Annotated in this window: 23 protein-coding genes; 10 read left to right on the top strand and 13 right to left on the bottom strand. The window is 45.6% G+C overall.

Features of this window, described 5'->3' with window-relative positions:
- Positions 1 to 102 precede the first annotated feature (102 nt).
- From BUB19_RS09675 to BUB19_RS09665, 3 genes are all read right to left on the bottom strand, one after another.
- Positions 103 to 1,167, bottom strand: coding sequence for an STING domain-containing protein (locus tag BUB19_RS09675; RefSeq protein ID WP_073094344.1), 1,065 nt, complete (start codon positions 1,165 to 1,167; stop codon positions 103 to 105).
- Positions 1,168 to 1,190: 23 nt separating this feature from the next.
- A complete protein-coding gene (locus BUB19_RS09670; RefSeq protein ID WP_073094343.1) occupies positions 1,191 to 3,680 on the bottom strand; it encodes an NAD-binding protein in 2,490 nt (829 codons plus the stop codon).
- 177 nt (positions 3,681 to 3,857) lie between these two features.
- Entirely contained in the window at positions 3,858 to 5,303 is a 1,446-nt protein-coding gene (locus BUB19_RS09665; RefSeq protein WP_073094342.1) for a M48 family metalloprotease, read from the bottom strand.
- A gap of 260 nt (positions 5,304 to 5,563) precedes the next feature.
- Here BUB19_RS09665 and BUB19_RS09660 point away from each other — a divergent pair, with 260 nt between their 5' ends.
- Positions 5,564 to 6,910, top strand: coding sequence for a M20/M25/M40 family metallo-hydrolase (locus BUB19_RS09660; protein ID WP_073094341.1), 1,347 nt, complete (start codon positions 5,564 to 5,566; stop codon positions 6,908 to 6,910).
- Between the two features lie 117 nt (positions 6,911 to 7,027).
- Here the strand turns inward: BUB19_RS09660 and BUB19_RS09655 are convergent, their stop codons facing one another.
- Together BUB19_RS09655 and BUB19_RS09650 are read right to left on the bottom strand one after the other, a co-directional pair.
- Positions 7,028 to 8,587 (bottom strand): S1 family peptidase, encoded by a 1,560-nt coding sequence (locus BUB19_RS09655; protein ID WP_073094340.1) that lies wholly within the window; start codon positions 8,585 to 8,587, stop codon positions 7,028 to 7,030.
- On the bottom strand, positions 8,580 to 9,440 hold the full coding sequence (locus BUB19_RS09650) for a hypothetical protein (protein ID WP_073094339.1): 861 nt from the start codon (positions 9,438 to 9,440) through the stop codon (positions 8,580 to 8,582). The genes BUB19_RS09655 and BUB19_RS09650 overlap by 8 nt, the downstream gene beginning before the upstream one ends.
- Before the next feature lie 249 nt (positions 9,441 to 9,689).
- Between BUB19_RS09650 and BUB19_RS09645 the strand changes: the two genes are divergently transcribed.
- Positions 9,690 to 9,983: a YciI-like protein gene (locus tag BUB19_RS09645; RefSeq protein WP_073094633.1), complete on the top strand. Its 294-nt coding sequence runs from the start codon at positions 9,690 to 9,692 to the stop codon at positions 9,981 to 9,983.
- 97 nt (positions 9,984 to 10,080) lie between these two features.
- Here BUB19_RS09645 and BUB19_RS09640 read toward each other — a convergent pair whose 3' ends face one another.
- The 4 genes from BUB19_RS09640 to BUB19_RS09625 all read right to left on the bottom strand — a co-directional run bounded on the left by BUB19_RS09640 (position 10,081) and on the right by BUB19_RS09625 (position 12,183).
- Complete coding sequence (locus BUB19_RS09640; RefSeq protein WP_073094338.1) at positions 10,081 to 10,536, bottom strand: RES family NAD+ phosphorylase; 456 nt, start codon at positions 10,534 to 10,536, stop codon at positions 10,081 to 10,083.
- A gap of 8 nt (positions 10,537 to 10,544) precedes the next feature.
- A complete protein-coding gene (locus tag BUB19_RS09635; RefSeq protein WP_073094337.1) occupies positions 10,545 to 11,006 on the bottom strand; it encodes an antitoxin Xre-like helix-turn-helix domain-containing protein in 462 nt (153 codons plus the stop codon).
- A 128-nt stretch (positions 11,007 to 11,134) separates the two neighbouring features.
- The gene (locus tag BUB19_RS09630) at positions 11,135 to 11,755 is read right to left on the bottom strand and encodes an MCP four helix bundle domain-containing protein (RefSeq protein WP_073094336.1); all 621 of its coding nucleotides are present in this window, start codon (positions 11,753 to 11,755) and stop codon (positions 11,135 to 11,137) included.
- 32 nt (positions 11,756 to 11,787) lie between these two features.
- Positions 11,788 to 12,183 carry a GreA/GreB family elongation factor gene (locus tag BUB19_RS09625; protein ID WP_073094335.1) on the bottom strand — a complete coding sequence of 132 codons (396 nt, stop codon included), beginning with the start codon at positions 12,181 to 12,183 and terminating at the stop codon, positions 11,788 to 11,790.
- Between the two features lie 193 nt (positions 12,184 to 12,376).
- Here BUB19_RS09625 and BUB19_RS09620 point away from each other — a divergent pair, with 193 nt between their 5' ends.
- From BUB19_RS09620 to BUB19_RS09605, 4 genes are all read left to right on the top strand, one after another.
- The gene (locus BUB19_RS09620; protein WP_143155992.1) at positions 12,377 to 12,793 is read left to right on the top strand and encodes a hypothetical protein; all 417 of its coding nucleotides are present in this window, start codon (positions 12,377 to 12,379) and stop codon (positions 12,791 to 12,793) included.
- A 7-nt stretch (positions 12,794 to 12,800) separates the two neighbouring features.
- Positions 12,801 to 13,079, top strand: coding sequence for a hypothetical protein (locus BUB19_RS09615; RefSeq protein WP_073094333.1), 279 nt, complete (start codon positions 12,801 to 12,803; stop codon positions 13,077 to 13,079).
- A gap of 321 nt (positions 13,080 to 13,400) precedes the next feature.
- Positions 13,401 to 14,075 (top strand): ABC transporter ATP-binding protein, encoded by a 675-nt coding sequence (locus tag BUB19_RS09610; protein ID WP_073094332.1) that lies wholly within the window; start codon positions 13,401 to 13,403, stop codon positions 14,073 to 14,075.
- Between the two features lie 97 nt (positions 14,076 to 14,172).
- Entirely contained in the window at positions 14,173 to 15,492 is a 1,320-nt protein-coding gene (locus BUB19_RS09605; protein WP_073094331.1) for a TolC family protein, read from the top strand.
- Between the two features lie 231 nt (positions 15,493 to 15,723).
- On the opposite strand, the gene BUB19_RS09600 is transcribed toward BUB19_RS09605, so the two are convergent.
- From BUB19_RS09600 to BUB19_RS09590, 3 genes are all read right to left on the bottom strand, one after another.
- Positions 15,724 to 15,927 carry a hypothetical protein gene (locus BUB19_RS09600; RefSeq protein ID WP_073094330.1) on the bottom strand — a complete coding sequence of 68 codons (204 nt, stop codon included), beginning with the start codon at positions 15,925 to 15,927 and terminating at the stop codon, positions 15,724 to 15,726.
- Positions 15,928 to 16,085: 158 nt separating this feature from the next.
- Positions 16,086 to 17,453 (bottom strand): sensor histidine kinase, encoded by a 1,368-nt coding sequence (locus BUB19_RS09595; protein ID WP_073094329.1) that lies wholly within the window; start codon positions 17,451 to 17,453, stop codon positions 16,086 to 16,088.
- Positions 17,443 to 18,831 carry a sigma-54-dependent transcriptional regulator gene (locus BUB19_RS09590; RefSeq protein WP_073094328.1) on the bottom strand — a complete coding sequence of 463 codons (1,389 nt, stop codon included), beginning with the start codon at positions 18,829 to 18,831 and terminating at the stop codon, positions 17,443 to 17,445. Before BUB19_RS09590 ends, BUB19_RS09595 begins: the two co-directional genes overlap by 11 nt.
- Positions 18,832 to 19,226: 395 nt before the next feature.
- Between BUB19_RS09590 and BUB19_RS09580 the strand changes: the two genes are divergently transcribed.
- Positions 19,227 to 20,480, top strand: coding sequence for an efflux RND transporter periplasmic adaptor subunit (locus tag BUB19_RS09580; RefSeq protein ID WP_073094632.1), 1,254 nt, complete (start codon positions 19,227 to 19,229; stop codon positions 20,478 to 20,480).
- Positions 20,481 to 20,560: 80 nt separating this feature from the next.
- Positions 20,561 to 21,259: an ABC transporter ATP-binding protein gene (locus BUB19_RS09575; RefSeq protein ID WP_073094326.1), complete on the top strand. Its 699-nt coding sequence runs from the start codon at positions 20,561 to 20,563 to the stop codon at positions 21,257 to 21,259.
- 281 nt (positions 21,260 to 21,540) lie between these two features.
- Here BUB19_RS09575 and BUB19_RS09565 read toward each other — a convergent pair whose 3' ends face one another.
- Entirely contained in the window at positions 21,541 to 21,744 is a 204-nt protein-coding gene (locus tag BUB19_RS09565) for a dodecin family protein (protein ID WP_073094631.1), read from the bottom strand.
- Positions 21,745 to 22,044: 300 nt separating this feature from the next.
- Between BUB19_RS09565 and BUB19_RS09560 the strand changes: the two genes are divergently transcribed.
- Positions 22,045 to 22,737, top strand: a complete 693-nt coding sequence (locus BUB19_RS09560) for a head GIN domain-containing protein (RefSeq protein WP_073094324.1) — start codon at positions 22,045 to 22,047, stop codon at positions 22,735 to 22,737.
- A 193-nt stretch (positions 22,738 to 22,930) separates the two neighbouring features.
- A complete protein-coding gene (locus BUB19_RS09555; protein ID WP_143155991.1) occupies positions 22,931 to 23,383 on the top strand; it encodes a hypothetical protein in 453 nt (150 codons plus the stop codon).
- The last annotated feature ends 9 nt before the right edge of the window (positions 23,384 to 23,392 follow it).

Raw genomic sequence — 23,392 nt, 5'->3', positions numbered from 1 at the left:
TTCAGGAGAGGTTTAAATTGAATTGATTTGAAGCCTGAATAAATTGTTCAACCCTCAGGGATAGGCGCTTATCATGTTGGTCGGAACATCTTTTGGCATCTATCAATCAAGGTTTTCGTCGGGACTCCATCGCCATACGATTTGAATTTTATTTTTGGTACTTGGGTATTCCGTTTCCAGTTTTTTTCGGAACAATTCACACTTGCTGGCAAAGCGTTCCAATTCCTGGGTTTCCAGTAGTAACCACTCAGAGTTGTCGATTTGTGTTTCCTGCAGACCCCTGCGGCGCTGAATGGAATCATTAAGGGTAACCAACACAGTGGGGATATCTATCAGCACCGGTGTACCGCTGTCGTCATAACGCATGTAAAGGTTGAAAGGACGGGATCGTCGAACGACTTTGGCAGCTACGAAATCAATTAACTTTCCTTCCTGCAGATTCCGGATATAGTCGTGGTTGGCCATGTGCATTTTATCAGGTATCAGGATTTTAAACTGCAGCTTTTCGCGCTGGCTTTTTTCCAGTTGCCGTTCGATGGGGTTGCCATTTGTATCCTTTCCAATTACTTCATAAACCTTTAGTTCAAAGTCATCGCTGTCTTCATATCTCATGAAGACCTTAGGCAATATCATGGATAAGAAGTTTTTCAAATAGTTTTTAGAGAGACCTACAGCAGTTGGGATTTCTGCAATGGGAGAATTGTAAAAACGGGTTACCGGATTGGGAAACCAGTCGATTTCTCCCAGGACCCTGATAATCTCTTCAAGCCGGGGCTTCAGGAGGGCTCTGGAGGACTCGATATCCTCCAAAGGGAGATCCAGAAATCTGTACGCAGCAATGTCAAACGGAGTTTGCTCCTGCTCATTTGCATAGGAACTGTCTTTAACGATCAGGGAAGGCTTTCCGAAGGAATGGTAAATTCCAAGTTCATACATAACATTGGGGTTGTTTCCGGTAAGGTCTGCCACCAATATATCGGCTTGCTCCAGGTAGAGCAAGACCTGGTCCATGACCGAACCGATATTCCCTTCTTCCGGGGTGATCACCGTAAATCCATGTGGTCTCACCAGAGGTTCTACTATTTTTCTGGCCAGCAGACTGAGTCGGCTCATGTCCTTCATCGGACCGATGACAAAGCAACGTTTGATTAATTCCTGTTCATTCATAATTTCAAGTGTCGGTTAAAAATTTATGGACGGATAATAGCTTGCAGCATTTTTGGAATGGTACGAATTTGATCCAGATCTTTTTTTTGTTCCATTTCGGGTAAGGTGTTGAAGGGGCGGAGGTCAATGTGTAGTTTTTCTGCCTTCAGGATTTTTTTTCCGCCTCTCCTGTACCAGTAGTCTTCCCAATCTGACCAGGATTCCATGACTCCGGGTTCATCCTGAAGCGGCCTGAAGCCATGAAGCAGTAATTCGGCGCACCAACGCCGGTGTTCAGTCTCACTGAGTCTTTTTTCATGTATTGCCATGGTGCCCGGATCAAGAAGTGGTTCAAATGTTTCGGAGTGAAATTTCCAATCGATTTCCTGCCAGACCGATCGGAGTTTTACCCATAGATGGTCGGCAGCGTGCCGGTTAGATTCCTTTTCCTGCTCACTGCTATTTTGCCACACCTGGTCGATATCCAGGCGCTTGTCGCCATAGCCCTGCATGTACCAAAAGGCAATTTGTTTGGGTAGGGCATCCAGGGCACGGTCCCGAATGGCTACAGCAGTGCATTCGTCCAGCAGATTGCCAAAACAATGCACAGGTACCTCAGGAGCCAATTGGTTCAATCGCATTTCTGTATTTCTTTCCTCTGTTTTGTCAGGGAATTTGTAAAAACAAAATACCTGGAGATTGCAATTCATTTGTCGTTTGTAACGATTGAGCTTGGGCAACAACACCGATAGGTACGAGCTGGAACCCAGATCATTCTCCAGGCAAACGTACATACTAACGGTATTTCTGGCTTGTATCACATCAGCAAAAAGAGGAGCTCTTCCAGAAAGCATCGCAGCATCATCCATTGGTAATTCAAAAAATTCAAGTGTATCTGTCTCCCACAAATCTTCTATCAGCGCTTTGAGATGGGCGGGTTTTGGATGGGTATCAAAAATTGGATACGCTCTGAGAAAGCGCTCTTTGGCAGCGACGGCATCCGGACAAAATACCCTTACCTTCAGCCGCTTGTTTCCGGGAAAATGTCCCAACCGAAGCGCATTGAGGGCGATCTCCCTCCCAAGTTTCTCAAATCCTATGACCACCACCATAGCCTGGTCCGCATCCGGGCTTTGGTAAAACCGGTCAAATGGATAAAACAACTGCAGTCTGCGTGCAGTATTTTCCCGGATGTCAAAAATATGCAAGTGGTTTCTGGAGGCGTCTTCCAGATTTCCGTACAAAAAAGCTTTGAGGAGACCGTCCTGCAAATGAGCAAACCACCTTTGGCGCTTAGGAATGTTTTTTCGCGAAATCCTTTCCAGTTCCAGGCAGGTTCGGACATTTACGGTATCGTCCTCGTCCATGAGGTAAATTTCACTGGCCCTATGCTGATAAACTTTTTTTAGCAGGCTGGAGGAGTGGGGGCTTCCCTTGATCCAAACCGCTCCTGATCGTTGTATTTCTGTGGTAAAGGGCTGGTTTTCTTCCGGGGTTACAACAACCACCTTGTTCCGGCAGGAGCACAAATTCCTTACCAGCGTAAAGCTTTTCTCACCACTACCCAGTACCAATATGTATTTATGGGGGTAGAAACGTTGCCAGAAGATAAGTTTTAACCTACGCCTTTCCGGCCCCAATGCAAAAAAAAGCGCAATGGTAAAGGCTGATAAAGCAGTGATGAGTCCCAGGTAGCGGGCGAGGTTCAATGCAAATGGCACATCTTGCACTTCAATCACTGAATTGTTGAATGTAACCAGGTTTACCGACATGAATAGGGCATTGTGAAAATCCAGTTCGGGCAAAATCTGGAGAAACCCAATGGTGCCCAGCGTCAGGGTAGAAAGCACCAATAGCATGGGCAAGACAAAAGAAAGGAAAACATGGGACCCTGCTTTCCTTAGAAAAGGCTCCCAAAATTTTTTAAACAGGGAGGCTTTCTTTTTAAACGGAAGCTTTGCATCAATCCAGCTAAAATGGACAGTAAAGGGAATCCGTTGAAATTTTTCCCGGCTGAATACCAGGCTCTTTGCCAAAAGACTGGCTAATGGATAGGGATTGACCATTCTCGGTACCACCAGGTGGTGGAGTACCAGTTCACGGTCAGTCTCCAATGCCCGGCTGACTACGGATGATGTGCCTCCTCTTTTGCCATTGTATACGCCATCCCAGAGTATCAAAAAGTGGTTGGCTTTAAGCAGCAGGTACCCCTCCAGGGCCTCATAGTATTTTTCTTCTTCTCCAGGTGGGAAATTGACTGGAAGGATCTGCTTGTCTATTCCGGCAGGCAATTCCATCGCTTGATTTTGGGATGTCAGCACCGCGGTAGCGGGAATGCCCAGTTCCCGGGCTATTTCTGCTACAAGTAGGTCAGCTCCAGAAGCCATTCCGCTCAGTAAACGGTAGGATTCAGCGCCCTGATTCTGTGTGATCTGAATCAGTTTTTCTTTTACACGATTTTTTATTTCGGGCAAATCTTCAGGCCTCAGGTCCCGGTGGCCAGTAACTGCAATAAACTTCGTCCGGTAGCCCATGCCCCAGGTGGATTTTTTGGTGGTTCCCTGATTGTGATAATTTACTAACGGTATAAATTATTTGGTTAAAATAAGGGATTGTAAATAAAAATGGAACTTAAATTTCCCTTTTTGCAAAAAATATCTGCCTGAGTATCGAAGGGCCAGTCAAAATATTGCCTTTACAGCATCGGCTGCTTACTCCACTACCTTTATCAGCGTGCCGGCCTCCAAAGTTTCGTCCAGTCGCATGCCATTGAGTATGGCCATTTCCTCAAGGCGCTTATCTGGAATTTGGTAGTTTTTGAGCGCCCTTTCCAGGGTCGTCGGTTGATTGATGCTTTTGATGGCCAGCCTTTCAGGTTGGCGGTTCAGCTTATCTGCCGCTTTCAGTTCGCTGAAATTATTCATTGTACCCAGAAAATCCTGCTCATACCGGCCGAAATTATTGCCTTCGGCAAGACCCATCAGGCGATAAGTTGTCTCTGCATGCCGGATAAAGTAGACCAGTAACCGAATGCTGCTGCCATTTTCCTGTGTTTGCGCTGCCTGGAGCTGCAGAGAACTGAGTCCGTTGACTTTTTCTTCCTTTATAGAAAGTACCTCCAGCTTGTACTGCTCCACCATCTGATTGGCCAGGTCCCGGAGATTGTCGCCAGAACTTAGGGTTAATGACATTACAGCCTCCCCGCTTTTCGGGGCCATTTGCACCTGTTGGGGAGTGTTTTGCAGGCTCCATTCCCCGGGTACCGGAAAGTAAAATTTCAATTCCGGATGATAAAAGACCTGATTTTCTACAAAACCCTGTCTGGGATCCTCACCATATACCAGACCTTCGATCCTCCTAAGGTAGCTTTCCCGGTTGATCTCAGTCTCATTCAGGTCCAGCTTTGCTTTCCAGTCCTGTGCCAGACGGGCTACGGTTACATTTCTTTCGGATGGAGAGGGATGGGTAGACAGAAATTCCGGCACCGGACTGCCCCCCTGCTTTGCCTGCTGTCTTTCCAGAGTTTCAAAAAATCCGGCCATTTCGACTGCATCATAGCCAATTTTCGAGGAGTATTCTACCCCAAGTTCATCCGACTGCCGTTCTGCATCCCTGCCGAAGCTCAACAAGGCCAGTTGCATGCCCTGAGAAAGGGGCTCTACAAAATCTGAAAGTTGGGGCACCAGCACAATTCCGGCAATCATTCCCAATTGGCCCAGCATGGCATTGCGCTGTTGTATAACTGAGTGCCTTGCGGTGACATGGCCGATTTCATGTCCCAGTACTCCTGCAAACTCTGCTTCATTGTTGAAGTGTGCCATAATGCCCCGGGTGAAATACACAAAACCGCCGGGCACTGCAAATGCATTGATGACCGGCGAGTCTACAATCTTGAATTCGTACTCCAGTTTGGGCCGGTGCGATATGGCGGCCATTTCATTTCCTTTTTCTGTAATAAATGCTTGCAGATCAGGGTCATCGTACCTGCCGAAATAGGCCATAATTTCTGGATCTGAGGATTTACCCATTTCAATTTCCTGTTTTTCGGACATGAGAACCAATTGTTTCTTGCCCGTCACCGGGTTTCGGGCACAACTGATCTGAATGAACAACAGACCCAATAAAAAAGCGCGTTGAAATACGAGTATTGCAGACATGGTTTGAACCTTGTTGGTGAGTTTGAAAATTACCCATCAAATCTTGTGCTATATTTTACAGTGCTAATTTATTGGGCTGTATCAAGGGAGAAACCGGCAAACCACTATTCTGGTTCGGACAGGACAAATATTTTGTCCCTACAGATCAAAATGTCGAAGTCATCCTCGCAAATGGTTTCTTTTGTGAACAGATGTTTTGGGAAAGGGAGTCATTTCTGATTTTTTCCTAGTAGCTTTAACCCTCCAAACCAGATTAGTGTATGAGAAATGTAATCTTTCTTTTAATTGTATTGGCACCTTACGTCAGCTATGCACAGGTGCCGACCGTATATCGGATAGCTGCTATCGAGAAGATGGCCTCGGAGATATCACTTGATAGTCTGCAACATTACCTGCAGGGGCTGGTTGGCTTCGGTACCCGGCACAGTTTAAGTCAGGACCAGAAACAGAGAGGAATAGAGGCTGCCAGGCAATATGTGTTGAAACGTTTTCAATCCTTTGAGCAGGCAGCCGATGGCCGATTGACGGCAGAGATCGACTATTTCACGGTAGAGCCCGATGGGAGGAGGGTCTCAGAGCAGACCCGGATGGGAAATGTAATGGCTACCCTAAAAGGAGCTGACCCGGCAGACGATCGGATTTTCATCGTAAGCGGACACATTGACAGCCGGGTTTCGGATATCATGAACGCTGAGGCTGATGCTCCGGGAGCCAATGATGACGGCTCCGGCGTAGTGGCGCTGATAGAGATGGCCAGGATTATGAGCAGACGATCTTTTCCAGCCACAATCATCTTTGTAGCCGTATCCGGTGAGGAACAAGGCTTGATCGGCGCCGCTCACCTGGCAAAGAAAGCCAGGGATGAAAACTGGAATCTGGTGGCCATGATCAACAATGACATGATCGGCAATAGTGCCTCAAGCGGTACGCATATCAGAAACAACACGCAGTTGCGGGTATTTAGCGAGGGAGTGCCATTGGCAGAGACGGATGAGATGGCCAGATTGCGTCGGTCTACCAATGCGGAGAATGACAGCAAGTCCAGGCAGTTGGCCAGGTACATCAAGGAAGTGGGCCAACGTTATGTGGATCAACTGGAAATTAAATTACTTTACCGCAATGACCGATTTTTAAGAGGAGGGGACCATACCCCGTTCTCACGGGAGGGTTTTACCGCCGTTCGCCTCTGCGAAATGAACGAAAATTATTACCAGCAGCACCAGGATATTCGTACGGAGGACGGAATCCAATACGGGGACCTGATCGAACATATAGATTACGAATATCTTCGGAAAAATACAGCCGTAAATCTGGCTGTGTTGGCCAGCCTCGCAAGCGCTCCCTCCGTCCCTCAGGCGGTGGGAGTAGACATCAGCGGCTTGAGCAATTCCACCCTACTCCGTTGGAAGGCTCCGGAGCACGGGAAGGCAAAGGGATATTATGTGCTGATGCGGGAAACGAGTTCTGCCATGTGGGAACGGAAATTCTATACCGAAGACCTACAGATGGAACTGCCTTATTCCAAGGACAATTACTTCTTTGCGGTACAGGCGGTAGGCGAGGAAGGAGCGGAAAGTCTGGCCGTTTTTCCCGAACCGGTTCGGTAATCGCTTGACCCAGCTTTGCTTCAGGTAAGTTTTCGGGCTGTTTAATTGCTGCCGGGAATCAATCTGCCAGGGCGCGGATACTAACACCTGGGGCTGCTGAGTTTCCTGTAGGCCTACTCAGTACGCAAAATTGACCAGATGAGCCGCAGCAAAGGTTTGAAACATCTGGTTGAAATAGCTACAATAGGCCGCATACATGCCCGGATTGTTGCAATCCAATCCATAGGTCATCGCCAGATTCAACATTTCCACCGGTACGGGTATGGTGGCAATGGACATGAACGTTTTCTCTTCGGTCATCAGTAGGGTCATGTACACATAAAACCCATATTGCAGGCCATCCTGCCCCATCAGGTATTCGTTGCCCAAGGAGAGGATCCAGGCTACTTTTCTGCCTCCCTCAAATTCATCCCAGGTGGAATATTCCTCGTCAACAGTGAAACCACTCATCCCGTACCTATAGGCAAAATTCTGGTTGATAATTTCGCCCATCAGGACAAGCAATTCCTCAAAATCAGTTTGAGAGAAATCGCTCTGCATCCCATAAAAATAAAGCTGCATGTCATTCCCTTCGAAATTTGTGACCTGAAAGGCTTCTTCGGCTGGATTGAATTGCAAGGCGCGTCCTTCAGGAACCGCCACAACTACTCCATTGTTGATGTCTTCGTAAATATCGAAGCGCATATTTTCATAGTCCAACTGAATATTGATGTCTAAAGCAAATTCATCCGCCAGTTTTTGAATGTTTTCGGGATCATCAGAGCTGGCCATCATGTCTGAAAGCGAGCGGTTTTTGGTGGCATAAAATTCAAAACCTATGGCTTCCACCGGGCGCTCATTCATTTTACTGTAGCTACTTTCCAGGAATTTTTCACTTACCCGGGTCTCTACTTCAATTTCCGGAGCATTTACTTCAATTATAGCTGTTGCTGAAAATAATTGAGTCAGGTTTTCAAATCCGGCTGGAAGTGCAGAGGTGGAGGAATTTTCCAGTTCTGCCAGGTAGCTTGCGGGGATGATCCAGCTTACATTGCTGGCGCCTTTTTCTAATCCCCCATCACCAATCCCGATGAGACGTGTTTGAGCGTCAAAAACCGGAGCGCCCGAAAACCCGGGCAACAGGCTTCCTTCCAGGTACAAAATATTCAGGTCAAGGGCAGGAAAGCCTATCCTGGACAGCGCATCTTTGTCTTTTTTAGGGATTAGGTTGGCAAGCGTTTCGGGATCTACATAACCCTTTTTCATTTGCCTGGAAGAACTACCCGTAGCACCACCATTGTACCCCAGGGCAAATACATCAGACCCAATCGCCACCTTTTCCGGGTGGAAACCAGCTATCGGTACCAGTCCGGATGGAAGGGCCGGCTGACCCGGAAGCAATTCCAAAAGCACCAGGTCGGCCTTTTGCAATACCTTTTTGATGCGGGCCTTTCTCCATGCCTGCCCCTGGTACAACACCCGAATTTCTCCTGTTGGGCTCATACCATGGAGGGAGGTTACGATCTGCTGGGGTGTTTTCCATAGAAAGCCGGTCAGGGCGTTGGATTCCCGGTTGTTGACCGATACAATAACCTTGACCAGTGAATGCTTCACTTTGTCCGGGTCAAAAGACTGTGCAGAGACCAGGGTGTGGCCGAACACCAGGAGTACCAGAAGTATCCAATAGGGTTTATACATTGTTCAATACTTTTATCAAGGATTCATATACTTGCTTTCTTTCTGTAGTATCAAAACGTGTCCGGAATTCAGCCTGAACCTGGTTCCAAGGGGTGTCCTGGCTAAAGATGTCCTCAATTTGCTCCAGGGAGCTTTCTGACCTAAGCTTTTTGAGGTCTTCGCTCACTTCGATGGTCTCAGGTGCAGTTTTGCAGAAAATATCTCTGAGCCCCAAAAGGGCTGATGCTGCTGTGGATTCGGGCAGCTCCTCTTTAAAGGTGCTTGTCAGCTCCTTCCATATCCCCCCTGCCGTTTCAAAGGTATTGAAAAGCTCTACAGGTATTGTTTCTGCATTGGCGTAAACCAGGAAATCACAAGCTCCGAGGTCAACCTCAGAGGAATAAAGGACATTTGCCTGCCGTAGGGCAAGTGAAGAAGAGTCAGCGCGGATAAATCCTGTGACAAAGGCTTTGGCCTCTTCCTCGGTATAACCTATAGACAGGTACTCCTCCATTTTATCCGCCAGGCCAGGGGCGAAGGGGTCGTTTGCGCGTATGTAAAGGCCCAGGACAATTCCTACCACCGAGAAAAGGCCAAAGGCTCCGATACGAAGGCTTTTTACGGGATCCAGAAATTTCTCGTTAAGTCCGATCAGAATGGCCAGCAAGGACGTTATCGTACCGATTACACCACTGACCACGGGAGAGACAGAGAGCCCAAGCAAAAGACCTAGAAACAAACCTATGCCGAGGCCATTGAATACAGCAGCAAAACCCTGAAGGAGATTGGGAGGAGAATTATCGGATCCTTCAGGAAGCAGCTTCTCAAACTGGCTCTTTGGGAGCCTGCTTTCATTTTGACCGGAGTCTGCCATAATGAGGGGAGTGGTTGTTTATGGAGCAAAACATAAATTTTTCCTTCGCTAAGAAAAACTGATTTTACCCATACAATATAAGTATTTATAGCTGATAATTATTGTGTAGAATATTTTTTTCTTTGAATCAACAGGCTGATTAAGAGTCTGCTGGAATGAGGGGGTTAGATATGGGCCTGACAACAGAGGGAGTTTTAAATTTCTCCAATAAATCCGTAAGATTGTACTTTGGCGCTCATTAAGGGAAATATGAAATACTACCTGCTTACTTATGATGTAGTTGACGATTATGTCGAAAAAAGGGTGATCTTTAGGAAATCACATCTGGCCCTGGCAATGAACTTTTTCAGAGATGGTCAGCTCATTATGGGCGGAGCACTTGCAGATCCGGCAGATCGGGCTGTTTTGGTCTTTCGCTGTCAGGGGATCGGACCGGTAGAGGATTTTGTGAAGCAGGATCCTTATGTGCAAAACGGATTGGTAAAATCCTGGGAAATCCGGGAATGGACAGTGGTAGTGGGTAATGATTGGTCTGAAGAATAGCCCTAGATTATTTTTCGTCCGGTTGAGAACCGGATTTAAGGGTTTGCAGCTACATGCCAAACATAGCACAATTCATTTGCCTGGGGACCTCTTTACCTTATCTTACTACCCGTTGATCCAGATGCAGCGGATAGGTCTTGTAGTTGATCGCATCGAATTTTTTGGAAAGGGGGTTAATCACAAAGTTTAGGGAACTTTGATCAACGACAGAGGGGACTCCAAAGCAAAGCATCCCCGATTTCAACAGCTTAGTTCCATATTGCTGTGATCGTACCGTAGGAGGTATGGCATCCCATTCCAGAGGCAATTCATGCTCCCCGGGGATATGCAGCCATTTATCCGGGATATCAAACTCCATCACTGCATAAAAAATGTAACGTTCAGCGGAAAACAGTTCGGTATCTATCGTAAATCTTTCCAGTAAAGAAGCAGAAACAGAGGAACTCCCGTATAATGCCGGAATGCCGGGTAAATTCCACCGGCCACCGTATAATTTTGCCCCTTCACCGCTTGTATCGCAGTATTTCTTTAAAGCAATCCGGTTCACTTTCATGAATCTGCCTAAACAGCAATGCCATGTTGCAGGCGCATGATTTCAGCTTTTAGCAATTCAAGCCCCTCGGAGACGTCAATTAAGTCAATGGGCTTAATGTTTCCGATAGAGAAAAGTGGAAGCTCCATCCATCTCCTAAACCCCTCCTTTCCGAAATAATTGGTGCCGAGAACATATATTTCGGCAAGTTTGTACATTTTTTCCGATTGTGTTGCGTCGAAAATTTCTTTTCGTTGAAGGGTTTTGGTAGAAACTCCCAGGGCCGCCGCGAGGGTATGGTTGTCCAGTCCGGAAATTTCTTTGAGGCTTTCAAAAGAATTTTTTCTCAGACCATTGCGAAACGTCTCAACGCGAATCAACGGCTCACTCAAACTTTCTACATCTACATCCAGGATGTCGTGTAGGGTGATGGGTGCCTTTTCATAGCTGGCAACTGCCGGTTCATTAACTTTAGATGATTTTTTTTTCATCGGGTACCTGGAAATATGTCCTCTAATATAGTGAAATTTGTCCGGTATTTAAATTTTTCCCCAAATTATTATACCAAATCTCCCACTTATTCAATGGAAAAAAATCATGTAGGGGTGTCTTATTTCTTTCAGTTCAGCTTATACGGTATTTTAGTAAGGGGGTGAAGACTCCTATTGCTAATTATCAGGATTTGGATAAGAAGAAGGGTGAGCAATAGGGCTACCATCTCCAATTCGGCGAAGCGTTCACCGGAGTGAATGATTCTCTCAGTTTGTAAGATGATAGCCTTACCTTCTTCGGTCTGAATTTCGGAGAGTTTTTCTAATTCGGCAAGGGACAACGAAATGTGTTTCTCCATTTCAGGCACCACAAGTCCACCAGCAGACGGTTGCCTGATTTTGCTGACCCAATCAGCCAGATGGAGGAGATGTCGTTCCTCCTCGGCTGTAAGTTGGGTTTTTTGGATCAATTCGATGCGGGTATCGATACGGTTAATCTTTTGAAGGAGAAATTGGTCCGTTTTTTTTGTGCTTTCCTGATAATATTCTCTGATTGCTGAAAATGCAAGGGCAATTTCATAAATATGGCTTTCAACCATCAGCCTGTCCTGATACATGGCTGTCATGGCTTTTCTCATTTTATCGGCATTGTTTCTTTCGTTAAAATGGTTGATCAGTACCACACCAACGATGACCATCAGCAGGACTGAAAGTTTGCCTTTGTTATGGATACTATATGCCCATTTCATAATTTTACAGAAATACTATTGATCAATTTTTTTCATTGACTCACCGGTACGGATTCCGGGTCATTTACCTTAAGGATTTCAATACTTCGCGTGCCACCCGGCAGAGACCATTCGACGCTTTCGCCTTCTCTGAAGCCGATCAGGGCCACTCCAAGCGGAGAGAAAAGGGATAATTTTTGTTGGCTGATATCTGCGTATTTGGGGGTCACCAACTTCATCGCAATGACCTGCCCACTTTCCGCAAACCTGATTTCAAAATGACTGTTGAGTTGGATCACTCCTCCGGGCATTTCATTGTCAGGCACTGTTCTGGCTCTATGGATTTCACGCATCAGTTGACCTACTTCTTTTGTTTTTTCGGTAGGGTTCAGCAGATTGACGAGATGTAATATTGTTTTAACGTCACTTGTTTTGATAACAGGTACCATGATATTGTGTAGATTAGAAAACGATAGGAAATGAAATATAGCCCTTGAAGGCTATGCTGTTCTATAGAAATCAGACCCTTTACCAGCGGATTTCCAGGTAAAGGGTTTAGTCGATGAAGGCCTTGTTGTGGCCACAAATCAACCAGCCAGCTTTTAAAAGTAGGCCAAACCGGGCATTTTTCAGCGATGCGATATGGAAAAACAGGTTTTTCATCGTTTAAGCGAAGATATCAATAAAATACTATATTGTCGCTTTTTTTCAGAATATTTTTTATCGGCTGGGGACTCATCTCAAGCATTACTCACTTTGGCTGTTCAGCCGATGCGTACACCAAACAACAGCAATAAAGTACCTGTAAACCCGGAAAACAAACGATTTTTCTATTGCGTAGTACGGAGCATCCTGACCCCTCAGCCTGTAGGCAGCAATCATGGTTTTCTGAGAATTATAACGGGAATCAATCGGTATGAAAAAGGCCGTTTTTCCGCAAGAGACACCAATACCGGGCTGGCAATCCATGCGCAGCCTGGGATTAATTTATTGAGATTTATCTATTTTTCGGTACAATTATTGCCATATCTTTTTGAGTTTATGAACAATAAATCATAGAAAAGTTATGGACAATCGGGAAAAATTAGAGAAAATGGATAGGGCTTTAAGGCTATTGGAAGACCTTCAGAAAAGTCAGGTGGCTATGGTAGAAAAGTCCTCAAAACTTCAGATGGATGCGATGGAATTCAATTTCTCAGATATGGAGAAAAATATGGGAGACTTGTTTTCCAGATACAATGAATCCCTTGATTTAATTAATGCAGAATTGGAACGTTTCGAAATCAAAAGGAATCAATTTGAGATGAAACATGGTTTGGATAAAGATGAGGGACCGGGGTCTTAATGAGGATTGATTTTCCAGTGGTTAATTTTTAAAGAATGAAAGAGCTTTGTAGACGATCTAACAATAGTCTACCATTAGGTAGCGCTGGCTTTCTGATCCGGCAAGCTATATTGATCCTACCTTGTATATAGATCAAACATAGGTCAATCCCTTACTGCTTCGTCCGCTGGCGGACAAAGATGTTCGGCTTTATCAGCCGATACGAGGGGGTGGATCGCTTTATTCGGCAATCTTGGCTGTTATTTTTATGGCATGGAAGTGGAAACAGGCTTTATTGTTTAATTAAAAGACAATCACAATAATGGCCATCAATTCATTTTCATGATACAGTTAAAAAAAATCGACAAGTTTATCGCCTCCCGCTTCCAAAGAATTTTTATTTTGAAAGGGATTCATCTTCACATCAACCAGGGGGAATTTATCACCCTGATGGGGCCCTCAGGGGTAGGTAAATCTACGCTACTTAACATCATTGGTCTACTTGATGAGGATTTCGAAGGGGAGTATCTTTTTGACGGGAAGGCCATCGCATCCATGAAAGACAAACAGCGGGCATCACTCCACAAGTCCGAATTTGGCTATATTTTCCAGGCCTATCACCTGATCGATGAATTGACGGTATACGAAAATATCGAAACGCCGCTGCTGTACAGGAAGGTATCCTCAAACGAACGAAAAAGTATTGTGGCTGCATTGCTGGACAGGTTCAATATGGTGGCCAAAAAAGACCTCTTTCCCGAGCAGCTATCCGGTGGGCAACAACAATTGGTAGGGGTGGCTAGGGCCATTGCCGGCAGGCCACGAATACTTCTGGCGGATGAACCTACCGGTAACCTGCATTCAGCACAGGCAAGAGAAATCATGGAAGTATTTCAGGAGCTTAACAGGGAGGGGACTACCATCATTCAGGCCACCCATGCCAGAGAAAATGCCAATTACGGTAGCCGTCTTATAGAAATGCTTGACGGTAAAATCGCGGCAGATATTCAGATCTGACCGGCCGGCTGCAAAGATTCTACGGATCTGATACCAGACCGTGCTATCTCCACAGACCGGGACAAAATCTGAAGATTAAAAATCAAATTATAAACACATGAAAGTTTTGATCATGTTGGCCCTGCTAGCCATTGCAGCGCCAGGGCTCACCAGGGCTCAGGATACCATTCCTCTCACCTTTGAAGAAGCGGTAGACATTGGCTTAAAGCGAAATGTAAATTATCAAACCACACAAAATCAGCAGGAAGTGCTGAGGATGTCCCGGCTAAATGCCCAATTGCAGCACCTGCCGGCTGTCAGCCTCAGTAGCAATCTGAACAGGCAGGTGGGACAGCAATTTCAACAGGTTGAGGGCGAGGTGATCGTTACCAATCAGATCAATGATATCATTCGATCCGGATTTAATTCCAGGATTCCCGTATTCAATGGTTTTCAATTGCTGAATCAGACCAAAGCATCCCGATTTTTCGAAGAGGCAGGCGAGTATGCATTGTCACGGTTGGCAGAAGAGCTCAGCTTTACCATAGCCCGGCAATACCTGCAGGTACTTTTGGACGAACAGCTTCATGCCATTGCAAGGGAAAACCTGGATAACCAGAAAAAGCAATTGGAGCAGATAGCGGGATTTGTGAAGGCAGGTTTGCGCACACTATCTGATCAGTACAACCAGCAATCCGAAGTTGCCAGGCTGGAAACGGTCGCCTTGAATGCCAGGATACAGTGGGAAACCGATCTCTGGACACTCGCCGAAACATTGCAGCTTGAGCCAAACGTTATCCCTTGGCCGCAGAAGCTGGAAGAAAAAGGCGAATTTTGGATGGATATGGACTTGCAGGACCTTTACGAACTGGCCGGCAGGCAACGGAAGGATTTGAAGGAACAGCAATTGCTCGAGCAAGGCAGCCAGAAACTGGTAGCCGCGGCAAAAGGATCCATGTACCCCCAACTTTCGGCGTTTTTTAACTACAATACCTTTTTCACCTCCCTGGATAACAGAACCATTAGCGACCAGTTGCTTACAGTCTATCCGCAGAGGACTTTCGGGTTTTCGCTGCTTGTACCCGTCTTCGGTAATTTTGACAACAAAGCCGCTGTAAGCCGGGCCAGGGTTGATTTGACGAACCAAAAGCTGGAACGGGAGGCATTGCAAAGGAAGATTGTCCAGGAAGTAAAGCTTGCCCGCGAAAATTACCGGGCAGCAATGCAAACCCTCTATTCTACCAAAGCACAGCTTTTGGCGGCAGAACAGGCCATGGAGGCCATATCAGAAAGGTTCCGGCTGGGAGTAAGTAATTTTGTAGACCTGGCTCAGGCCAATCAGCAGCTTGTAAGGGCGCAATCTGACCTGGCCCAGGCCAAATTTACGCTTTATTTTCAGGGGATCGTCATGGATTACGCCTTGGGTAGTCTTCGCTAATTGGTAAGCATAACTAGCCAGGAGGGGATCTACTTTGCCTTGTGTATTCCCAGTTTGATGGACACCTGGCCTGGTTGACAAGAATTTCTATTAGGATACTAAAATTGGTTTACCCATCGTTCGTTTTAGCGAACAGATCGATTTGTGGGTCCGCTAATATAGCCGGGTGGCTTGTAATAACTGCAGGCTACCCTTCCATTCTTCATCTGGTAAGGTACCATTTTCCCTGCCTTATTCTTTATTTTTCATGCTGAGCCAAAGGGCGATACCGGCAATAGTAACCATTCCTCCAAATACAAGTGCCAGGTTAATGTCCCGCTGTGTTTTTCGGGCTTTTCTGAGGTAAGTAGATCCGATACCATTGGAAGCAATAAATTCCTCGATTCTATCCAAACGATCTTCTATTTCTGCTTTAGCTTTTTTAGTTATGTCCATGATATGTTGTTTTTATTGGTTCTTTTCTTTGTCAAAAAAACTGAATTGGGAAAGAAATAGTTCTTATTTTGATATTTTGTATGCAATAGAAATACCTCATGGTACCTCAAATTCAGCCGGTTTTTAACCGCGCTTCCATAGTTTCTTTCAATTTTTACTCAGTGCTTCGGAGAGGATCCGAAATACAAGGTGAAGACGGTTTGCTCTCCGGGTACCGATGCGGCCTCAAGGCTTCCCTGATGCAGATTCATGATTTGCCTGGAAATGGCCAGGCCGATGCCACTACCGTTTTTTTTCGTAGTATAAAACGGTACGAATATGCGCTCCAAAGCCTCTGCAACGATTCCTTCACCATGATCAGTCACCTGTATATAGGGATGCCCGTTCCGGTCTTTCCGCGCATTTAGTAAAATGGTCCTTTCCCTTGCATTGTCCATTGCCTCCCGGGCATTTTTGATCAGGTTGATCAGGATCATCTGAATCATTTCCTTGTCTGCCATGATTTCCAGTCCGGACGGTTGAATGCCCGTTTGCAAACGGATACCCCTCTCAGCCAGCTCCTCTTTCATCAATACGCTGATATTTTCAAACATTTTTCCGAGCCCTACCCTTTTCATTTGTGGCTGGGGAATATTTGTGTAGTCCCGGTAGGCATTCACAAAATCTACCAGGCCTGCGCTGCGTTTCGAAATGGTCTCCAGACCCTCGGAGAGGTCCTGATAGCTGTCATTATCAAGCAGACGGCCAGATGCTGTTTGTTGCGTGTCCTCTTCCAGTATCGTACCCAGAGAGTTGGCCAGGCTGGCGATTGGCGTCATCGAATTCATGATCTCATGCCGCAGCACCTTAGTGAGGTTTTGCCAGGCTTTCAACTCATTTTTCTGTAGTTCTGACCGGATATTTTGAAAGGATAACAGGATCCAACTCCTGCCTTCCATTTTGAAGGCAGCAGACTGTATGTTCAGGTGAAGGTCTGTATTGATCCGGATGGAAAAAGAGCCGCCCGGCTTTAGCTTCAGGACCATCTGAAGCAAGTCTGGTGATCGCTTCCCCAAATCGTGGATATCTTTAAATTGGGGTATTTGCAGGAGTTGTTTGGCGGCTCCATTGACCACACCTATTTTTCCACTATCCTCAAAAGAAATGATGCCGGTATTGATGTGCTGGATCATGATCTGCAAAAAAAGCACCTGCTCCTCTTTTTCTGCCCTTGTTTTTTTGAAGGCGTTTATCACCTCATTGAAGGACAGGTTCATTTCCATAAAGGATTTTCCGAGTTTGCTGTCTTTGGTAAAGGAGGAGGAAAAATCCGAATAACGTATCGAGTCCAGAAAACGTGTAATTTTCCGATTTGTGGTATTGGAAAAGGCAATCAGGTTCAGGGTTTGAAATACCAGAATAAGAGAAAAAATGGCGCCGGCGAGAAATGCATCTTTGCTGATATAAAAATACAGGCCTATATGCACGACCAGAACGATCAGTAGCACCCTGATCGAAATCCCGAAAGCAAAAGACCTAAAGCCCATACCTTTCCAATCTCCTGTAAAGAGAGGATCTGGTAAGTCCCAGTTCCTCTGCAGCTCGGGTGATGTGGCCGTTGTGCTTTTGTAAGGCCTTCCGGATCAATATTTTTTCTACATCCTCAATGTTGTAATGATCCAGGTTAATGCTCTCCTCCTGTCTTTCCGGCATGGCTTGTTTTTGCATGAAGAGATCTTCAGGTTGAAGCACGCTGCGGTTTGCCATGATAACGGCCCGCTCTATGCTGTGCTGCAGCTCCCTTACATTTCCGGGCCAGGAGTATTTCTGCATTCTTTTGACGAGTGCTTCTCCGGCTTTGCGGATTTCCTTGTTGTATTTTTTTGAGTAAATGGCTATAAAATGATTGGCCAGTGGCATGATGTCTTCCTGGCGCTCTCTAAGTGGTGGGAGTGTAATTTCTATGGTATTGATGCGGTACAAGAGATCCTGCCGGAAATCATTGTCGTATACCATATTGTGTATGGCCATATTGGTGGCCGATATCAGTCGGATATTTACGGGTATGGCTCTATTCGTACCGACCCTTGTCACCTCCCTGTTTTGTAGTGTGGCCAGCAGTTTGGCTTGCAGGGGCAGGGGCAGGTTGCCGACCTCGTCCAGAAACAGGGTGCCTTTGTGTGCCTGCTCAAACCTGCCTGCACGATCTTCCCTGGCATCGGTAAAAGAACCCTTTTTGTGACCAAAAAGCTCGCTTTCAAAGAGTGAACTGGTAATAGACCCCAGGTCGACGCCCACAAAAGCTTCCTTGTGCCGCCTGGAATTGCGGTGTATGGCTCTTGCTACCAGTTCCTTGCCTGTACCGTTTTCCCCCAAAATCAAAACATTGGCATCTGTACCTGCCACCCGCTCTATGGTCTCAAATACTTTCATCATGGCAGGACTTTGCCCGATGATGTCTTTAAACTTCTGATCCATGTCCTGCAGAAGTTGCTGCTGCTGGTTGCGCAGCTGTGAAATTTCCAATTTGGACTGGCGGAGCTGCAGGGCAGCATTGAGGGTGCCCAGTAGTTTCTCATTTTCCCAGGGCTTAAGGACAAAATCTGTTGCGCCCTCTTTGATCGCTTTCACAGCGGTGTTCACGTCGCCATAGGCCGTGATCAAAACCACTACGGCTGAGGAATCCAGTTCGAGGATCCTGTCCAGCCAGTAAAAACCTTCCTGTCCGCTGCTGACATCCCTGGTGAAGTTCATGTCCAGTAAAATGACATCGTACTGTTCATTGACCATTAGGATAGGCAACATCCCTGGATTGCTTTCGGTATCGACCTGACCAAATTGCCTTTTTAAGAAAATTTTTGCCGCTCTCAGCAAGTCTTCGTTGTCATCAACAACCAGGATTTTACCGGCTTTTTCTACTTTCATATTTTTAATGTCGTTTTCCCTCCAGTTGGTTCGCCCTTACACAAATACCCCATGCCTGGGCGATGCATGCTCAGCAGGGTGATTCGAGTTTTATCTTAAACAGATACAGGTACTGTTAGGGAAAGCCAAAAGATGTTCCGAAATGGTACAGGTGGACGATTTTTTCCCAAAATCGGTCAATACTGGAAATTTAAGCTTATTTTTCAAAAACCTGATAGCCATGAGCGAAAAAAAACTGTGCTTAATCCATACAATTTTGTTCGCTGGCGGGCAATTTTGTTCGAAAAATGAGGCGTCTGGCAGGGATGAATGGGCTTCAGGCTGAAATTCCGGGCATTCCCGGGCTGGCATGCAAATTGGCAATTGGATAGAGACACAAAATAATGCTCCGGAAAATGGACAGAAAGCTAGAGAAGAAAAAATGGACCCCCCGTCTGATTGGCCTGCTGGCTACCGGAAGCCTCTTGCTGGCTTTCGTGATTTACCGGTTGATCTTTGCAGATAGCCGGTCCAGCATGAATGTGGACCGGGATCGCATCACTATTGCTACAGTAAAGACAGGTGAATTTACCGACTATATTCCAGTAAGCGGTACGATTGAGCCGGGAGAGGTGTTCTATCTGGATGCCATAGAGCGGGGGAATATCCAGGAGATCATCCGGGAGTCAGGCTCCATGGTGGAGAAAGGGGATACGTTATTGAAGTTGACCAATTCTAACCTGCAACTGGATGTCATGAATAGAGAAACTGACCTCTATTTTCAAATCAATAACCTCAGGCAAACCCGTCTGCTGCTGGATCAGAATGACTTGAGCCAGCAGGCACAGCTTGCGGAAATCGACTATAGGATCAGCCTCTTAAAACCCCAGTATGAAAGATTCAGGCAATTGCATGAGAAAAAACTTGTCTCAGACAGGGAACTCGAAGAGGTAAAAGAGGAATATGAATACAACCTGAAAAGACAAAGGCTGACCTACGAATCGTACCGGAATGACTCCATCGCCCGAATCATTCAGAAGAGGCAGTTGAAAGAATCGGAAGCAAGGATGAATCAATCGCTGGATGGAGTGGGGCAAATCCTCGATAATCTGGTAGTCAGGGCTCCTATCTCAGGGCAGTTGACAACGGAGGAGATCGAAGTAGGTCAGTCTATCAATGCAGGTGAACGCTACGGCCAGATTGATGTCATCGACAAATTTAAAGTTCGCGTACCGGTGGATGAATTGTATTTACCGAGAGTGTACACCGGATTAAAGGGTGCCTTTGATTTTTCAGGTGAAAGTTACGTATTGGAAATTGCCAAAATCTATCCCAATGTGACCGGAGGAAGGTTTGAAGTAGATATGGCATTTTCAGGTGAAGCCCCCTCCGGGATACGTCGGGGACAAACGGTCCGAATCCGGCTCGAACTCGGTGAAAGCGAGCAGGCCACGCTGTTGCCAGTGGGAGGATTTTATAAAGATAGCGGTGGCAACTGGGTATTTGTGGTCGCTGAGAACAGCGGGAAGGCAGAAAAAAGAAATATTCGCCTTGGACGTAAGAACCCAGAATACTATGAGGTGATTGAAGGTTTGTCGGCAGGAGAAAAAGTGATCGTTAGCGGATATGAAAACTTCGGAAAAAATGAAGTACTCAACCTGAGCCACTGATATTACCGGGAGCGGATACATGACATGCTTACCGGCGCCGGAAGGACATTACAATAAGATACCATATACATACTGATACCATGCAACACATCATCAAAACCAATCGATTGAAAAAGCGGTATACCACAGAGGAGGTAGAAACTACTGCCCTGGATGACATACAGATTGAAATCCAAAAAGGCGAGTTTGTCGCCATCATGGGCCCCTCCGGATGTGGTAAATCCACCCTGTTGAATATCATAGGCCTGTTGGACAATCCAGATGACGGGGAATATTACTTTTTGGACAATGAAGTCGGCAAATATTCGGAGCGGCAGCGGTCTCAGCTCAGGAAGGGAAATATTGGATTTGTGTTCCAGAGTTTTAACCTGATCGACGAATTGACTTGCTTTGAAAATGTGGAACTTCCACTTTTGTACTTAAAAATCCCATCGGATGAGCGAAAAAGAAAAGTAGAGGAAGTTTTGGACCGCATGAATATCATGCATCGGAAAAACCATTTTCCCCAACAGCTATCCGGTGGTCAGCAGCAAAGGGTGGCCATTGCCCGTGCCATCGTGGCCAAGCCGGCAGTAATCCTGGCCGATGAGCCTACAGGCAACCTGGACTCGGCAAACGGGGAGGAAGTCATGCGGCTTTTGGAGGAATTGAACAACGAAGGAACCACCATCGTCATGGTGACCCACTCCCCCCATGATGCCAATTACGCCCACCGGATCATCAATTTATTTGATGGTAAAGTGGTGACTGAAAATATTCGGGAACAGTTTCATATTTAGCTTGTCTCCTAAAGGAGTTCATGTTAAAAACCATTTCAAAATTGGTAACAGGAGTGTTGCATGTTGGCTGATGAAAGTATCGTTATCCGGATGTGCGTAAAGCATGGATTTTAAATGGTGGTTTGCCCAGGTATCTGCAGTCGTAATCCTTTCCGTTGCATACCTTAAGGTAACCTTTCGGGTACTGAATGTTGCCAGAATAAAGGTGGTCGATACTTTAAAAACAGAATAAAAAGTACCAAAGAGGACATCACGGTAACCTCTTTGGTATTTTGGGTTCATTAGGCGTTAACCTCAAAGGAGACTTTGGCATTTACGCCATAAGAAACAATTTTGTTGTTTTCTACATTGGCATTGAAATGTTTGACGTAGATTGACCGGATGTTTTTTACCGACTTGGACGCATCCTTAAGCGCATTCTGAACAGCATCGTCAAAACTCTTGTCAGAGCTGGCAATGACTTCTATGATTTTTACAATTCCCATAGCATTAAGGTTTTTTTGGTACAATTGAAAACCAATTTGGCTTTCGTTCACCGTAAAAGGTAACAAAGATTATGCCCTAACCCGTTAATTTTTAGCGGATTGAATGTATAAGTTGAAGTTCTATTGACAACCTTTTCACCGAATAGGTTCACAGCGGATCAATCTATGTTCGTAACCGGACATTCACTGTAGTGATCCGAACAGGGGAATCTTTAAACCTTGTTCAGACGGCCCCTATCAGTGTTTTTTGATTGGCACTTTTTTGGTAAAATGCTTTTCAGACCAAAAAGTTGAAGTACCATGAAAGCAATTCGGATTCCTTTATTATCGGTTTTTATTGCCCTTCTCAGTTTGCAGGTTATGGCTCAAAATGTAGAGACCAGAAATCTGGATCATTTCAAAAAGCTTTCCACAGGAGGAAGTTGGGATGTGGTAATTCAAAAAGGGGATCAGCCTGGGGTAAGGCTGGAATCCCGAAACCTGGATCTCAGAAGAGTAAAAACAGAAGTAAAAGACCAGACGTTTCAGGTTTATCTCGAAAAAGGAAATTACAGAAATATCAACCTCAGGGTATACATTACATTCACCGAACTGGAAGCCATTAAAAACAGCGGGTCGGGAGATTTAAAAAGTCTATCTGCTATTGTGGCTGATGATCTGGATATCACCGTATCGGGATCTGGTGATGCCAGTTTCAGTAGTCTTCAAGCCCGAAGCCTGAATGTAACCCTGAGTGGGTCTGGTGACATGGAAGTCCTTGAGGGTGAAGTAGATGGGATAGAAATAAGGCAATCAGGATCCGGGGACTTTGAGGGTTTGGACTTATTGGCGCAGGACGCTTCCATTCGAACATCAGGTTCCGGTGATACGGCAATAGGCGTTAGTCGCTTTTTGTCTGTAAGGGGCTCGGGTTCCGGTGATGTATTCTACAGGGGAAATCCAGAGCGGAATGATGTCAGGTTTTTTGGTTCCGGCAGCCTGGCAAAAAGATAATGATTCTATGAAAAAAAACATATTTATTTTAGCGATCGCTATTTCAGTGATTTTTATTTCCTTTAAAGTTGCAGGATTGGAATTTGTATGGCTGTTTTTAAGCATTGGGGCAACTTTGATTTTATTTTTTTTTTGGATAATCACTTTCTTCAGAAAGGTAAAGGGTATTTGGATTCAAATACCACTGCGGTTAATGGGTATTTGTTTTATTGGAGTGCTTGCATCGTTATTCAGGCCGTATGAAGATGCTACCCTACCTTTGGGTACTGAAAGTGAGCAATTGGAAAATACCTATGTTACGGATCAGGGGGATAGAAAATATTTGAAATCCTATATCCCATTTTTAAGTAGATTGGAAGACAGGGATCAATCAAGGTTAAACCAGGTTAAAGGAATTTATGAGCGGAATAAAAATCTGGAGCCAATTGAAAAGTTTTATGCAGCATTTATATTTCACCACAGCGATAATAGCAAAGATTATGAAACAGCTTCAAAATTGGCTTCAGAAGCCGCAAAAGCTGCGCACCTACAGAAACAAAATCTGGTACAATGGCTGAAAAAGGCGGCCTATGACCGTTGGATGGTGTCGATGGGGAAACCAGAAAAGTACAATACGCAAAACAAATTCAGTGTCGAAATCGATTGACCATTTGCC

It is taken from the genome of Cyclobacterium lianum (assembly GCF_900143075.1).
GTDB classification, from domain to species: domain Bacteria; phylum Bacteroidota; class Bacteroidia; order Cytophagales; family Cyclobacteriaceae; genus Cyclobacterium; species Cyclobacterium lianum.
Note: the sequence above shows the minus strand (reverse complement) of the source record. Positions and strands in the feature narration are given on the sequence as shown.